Origin of the sequence: Mangrovicoccus sp. HB161399, from assembly GCF_013184745.1 — a bacterium.
Lineage (GTDB): Bacteria > Pseudomonadota > Alphaproteobacteria > Rhodobacterales > Rhodobacteraceae > Mangrovicoccus.
Map to the genome: position 1 here is coordinate 1 of NZ_JAATVU010000166.1, position 3722 is coordinate 3722.

6 protein-coding genes are annotated in these 3722 nt (G+C 62.3%); all 6 read left to right on the top strand.

Annotated elements, in window-relative coordinates:
* Positions 1–1012 (top strand): Ig-like domain-containing protein (locus HCC78_RS31690; protein ID WP_216671403.1); only part of this gene is annotated, 1012 nt, incomplete at its 5' end.
* Positions 1013–1151: 139 nt separating this feature from the next.
* On the top strand, positions 1152–1289 hold the full coding sequence (locus tag HCC78_RS31695) for a hypothetical protein (RefSeq protein WP_172332688.1): 138 nt from the start codon (positions 1152–1154) through the stop codon (positions 1287–1289).
* 96 nt (positions 1290–1385) lie between these two features.
* Positions 1386–1607, top strand: a complete 222-nt coding sequence (locus tag HCC78_RS31700) for a hypothetical protein (RefSeq protein ID WP_172332689.1) — start codon at positions 1386–1388, stop codon at positions 1605–1607.
* A gap of 123 nt (positions 1608–1730) precedes the next feature.
* Positions 1731–1997, top strand: a complete 267-nt coding sequence (locus tag HCC78_RS31705) for a hypothetical protein (protein ID WP_172332690.1) — start codon at positions 1731–1733, stop codon at positions 1995–1997.
* 256 nt (positions 1998–2253) lie between these two features.
* Positions 2254–2550 (top strand): hypothetical protein, encoded by a 297-nt coding sequence (locus tag HCC78_RS31710; protein ID WP_172332691.1) that lies wholly within the window; start codon positions 2254–2256, stop codon positions 2548–2550.
* Between the two features lie 809 nt (positions 2551–3359).
* Positions 3360–3572, top strand: a complete 213-nt coding sequence (locus HCC78_RS31715) for a hypothetical protein (RefSeq protein ID WP_172332692.1) — start codon at positions 3360–3362, stop codon at positions 3570–3572.
* Positions 3573–3722: the final 150 nt, after the last annotated feature.

Sequence of the window (3722 nt, forward strand, 5' to 3'; positions counted from 1 at the left end):
CGCGGCAGCAGGGTTCGTGTCGGTTGGCGTGATGCCGCTCGGGTCCGGCATGGTCCGCTTCTGGGTCCACATCACCGTGTCCGGCACCGGGGACAGCCGGGTCATCCTGGATCTCGGTCACGTCTCGTCTGTCCAGAGCACCAGCTACCGCAATCCGGCGCTGTTCAACGGCCACGCCACCGAGGCGGAGCTTGCGTCCCTCGGCGGGGTCGTGGAACCGGCACCTGCCATCCTCTCGACTGTTCCGGCCAGCGGGCAGACCAGCGTTGCGGTCGATGCGGCGATCACCGTCACCTACGACCAGAACGTGACCCTGGTCGGCACTCCCACCCTGACCGAGAGCGGCAGCCCGGTGGCGTTCACCGCCAGCGTCAGCGGGGCGGTGCTGACCATCGCCCCGGATGCGGACATGGCGACGGACGGCACCTTCGTGGTCACCCTTCCGGCGGGCCTTGTCGAAACGGTCCTCGGCACCCCGAGCGCTGCAGCGAGCTTCTCCTTCGCAACCGTTGCGTCCACCCTGTCCTGGGCCAGCAGCCTCGTCTCGTCCGACTTCTCCGATGCGGTCTGGGGCGGCGGGCAGACGCTCACGGCTGGCTGGCTCGCCCTGGCGGATACCCAGTACATCCGGGCGGACAGCCTTGACGGGCTCGGGATGCCGGAGATTGGCGCGGGCGACTATACCGTGGTCTGCGACATGCGGGACGATGCCCCTCTGGATACCGGCAACGGCTACTTCACGCTGCGCCAGGTCAGCGGTGACATCAACTCGCTGACGACCCTGGCGTTCGCGACCGATGGGGTCACGTCCGCCGCCTTGGCGCAGGGAGCTGTCGACATGGGCGGCTACTTCCGGGTCTGGACGCACTACACGTCCGCTGCCGCCGCCGGTCGGACCTACCTGGACGTTGGCCGGACAACGGGCGTGCAGGGCAACAGCTACGGCAGGACCGGCATCTTCACCGGCCACCTGACCGAGGCCGAGATCGGCAACCTTGCCGGAACCGCATGAGCCAACCCAAGGCCCCGGCATCTGTCCGGGGCCTGCCTGATCTTTCTCCATGAGGAGGCCGACCCATGGCAGATGAATTTGCGGCGCATGCCGCCTGGCTGAGCAGCCCACTTGAAAATGGCCCGGCAGTGGTGACGGCATGATCGGCATCGGAATTGGCGCCTGCATGCATGTCGGGCGCGGCGGGAACGGCTACCCGCCTGGCCAGCTTTTCGTGGGCGATCAGCCCGTCTTCGTCGGGGACAGCCCCGTCATCATCACCGTGACGGAGTCCTGACCATGGCCGCACCAATTCAACTCGACGATGCGCTGTTCGGGTCGCGCCAGAAGGTGGCGCGCCTGCTCGGGCCTGGCCTACGGCACTGGCGCGCTCATGGACCTGGAATACGTCAACGCGCAGCTCGCGGCACATGCCACCTGCGGTCCTCTGGTCTGCGACCTCTACACCGCGCTGGCGACGGAAGATCTCGGCTCGGGCGATCTGACCGTGCCCGCTGCCAGCCAGTCGGACGACATCCACCTCAACGGGACCGGATGCGCGACTGTCGCGGCCACGATCGACGCAAAGGCGACGGCGCTAGGCTGGACGGAGTAGGGCGGCCAGAGAGGCGTAACCAGTACCGGCCGGGGCTCCCACCCCGGCCTTTTTCGCTTGCGGGCCGCCGCTCTGCAATGATCCTGTTGAGGAGTATCGCGCCGGTTGGGGAGGGGCAGAGCGATGGAAGAGATCATGAAGCAGCTCGATGACGAGGCTTTGCGTATGCAAAATGAAGGTGCCGATGCCGACGCCAATCTGTTATGGGCAGCCGTTGCCCTTATCCAGTACGTGGGCAAGGCACTTGACGATGCAGACAAGCTCGCCCACGAGGTGGAGCATGGCGCAGCCTTCGGTTCTGACGATGAGATGGAACTCCGGCGCCTCGCGAAGGAGTATCGAGAGTCGGGGTTTCGCGCAAGGAATCCCCCCAGGTTCTTCAGTGCCTGAGCATGGTTCGGCAGGATCAGAACGCCGACCATGGCGAAGGTGGGGCACAGCAGGTGGCCGAGACGGCCCTGGCCTATGATGCCGGGGAGAACCAGATGGACAGGGCGCAGCGGGAGCCGGACCCCTGATATAAGGCAGTTGAATGACAAGGGACGGGGTTCACGCCCCGGTCTTTTGGGACTTGGCGAAGCCGGTTGTCATGCATTCTGAGCCGTGGCAATGCTGCCAGGAGCAGATTGGAGCGCAAACCAGACCGATGACCAACGATAACCCACGCATCCTGAAGCAGCTTCAGATGTCTTCGTCCGAGGTGCGCGTCGATTCCTCCGATCTCGTGCGACATGGCGAGAATGCCAACGGAGAGTGGTGGGTTTTCGCATGCGGAACCGGGGCATTCCAACGCTCATTGTGGGCGAATGTGGATCCGATCAGGCTGGATGGCGAGTTGACAGTTTCCGACATGCACATAGTCAGCCCAAAATCAATCTCCATCGTCTCCAACGTGACATTTGGACGAGCTGATTGGGTTTTGGAAGTGACCCACGAAAACTAGCCCTCGGCGGCATCGCCAGCTTGGACGGCGATTCTTCGGTGCTGGACGGGACCATGCCCGGCCAGATGGTTGCGGGGCCGCACAGGGCTACGCCTGCCGCCGACCCGCGCCGAGTCAGGAAAACCGGAATCCTTGGGGGCGTGCACTGCGGTTGCATGGCTGAACGGCAGCGCAACCCATCGACACTCGAATGGAAATTCATGGAGAGCCGGGTGCTCGATGAGCACAGGCATTCCGATGGAACCACATATCACATGCGAAAATCGAGTTCCAAGTTGCGCCATGTCCTCTACACTGCCGAAGCAGAGACGCGGCGGGGACTCGGTCCCGGCCTGGGAAGGGCGCCGCGGCTCCGCCCCGTGCGGCTGGTTGGGCCGCGCGGGGCGTTCTCCTTCGGTGTGCGGCATATCTCATGCGTACCGTCATCCAGTGCTCGCCGTGCGAGGCGGCGGGATGACTGCCGTGACCCACTCGGGTTGGCGGCCATGATTTCATCCCAGACGGAAAAATGGATTTCTTCCGACGAAAAAGTGCCGCCATGAGAACATGGCGACACAGATGTTGATTGAAAGAAGATTGTATGCGGAATGAAAGTTTCCACAATTATCAAGACATTACCCTTCAAATATGCACCCATGAGTCCACAACCTTAGATGGACTTCAAGACTTGCAATGTTAATTCTTTTTTAAATTTTATCATTTTGCGATTCTTTTGGTGGCAGGTCACTCTCAGCCGACTTGCCGTGAGAGTTGCCGTAGCTCTGAGGCGGTGTGTTCTGCAAAATCAGCTTTCGCGTTGGAGCTTTTTCATGGCCATCGAAATGATCAGCATGCGCCGCTCGAACGAAGCAGGAGAACCGGATCCGCATGGGCCGCTGGAAGTCCTGTTCTTCGACGGAGAGGGGCGCATCGTGGCCTCGGTGGTGATCTCCGGCGACGGCGCCGCCGTCGCGCATGCTCTTGATGGCAACGAGATCACCGCGCTCTGCAAGATCCGGGTGGGCGAAGCTGATGGTGGATGAGGATTGCAATATTCTTTCTGGGACATTCCCTGGAAGGGTTCGTTAATGCTTTGTTAACAGGATGCTGAAATAGTCGGGCCTCGACGTCGTCTGCGGAACATGATTCATCCGCCGCGGATCAACGGCGGAGACAGGCATGCGCGGTGCGGA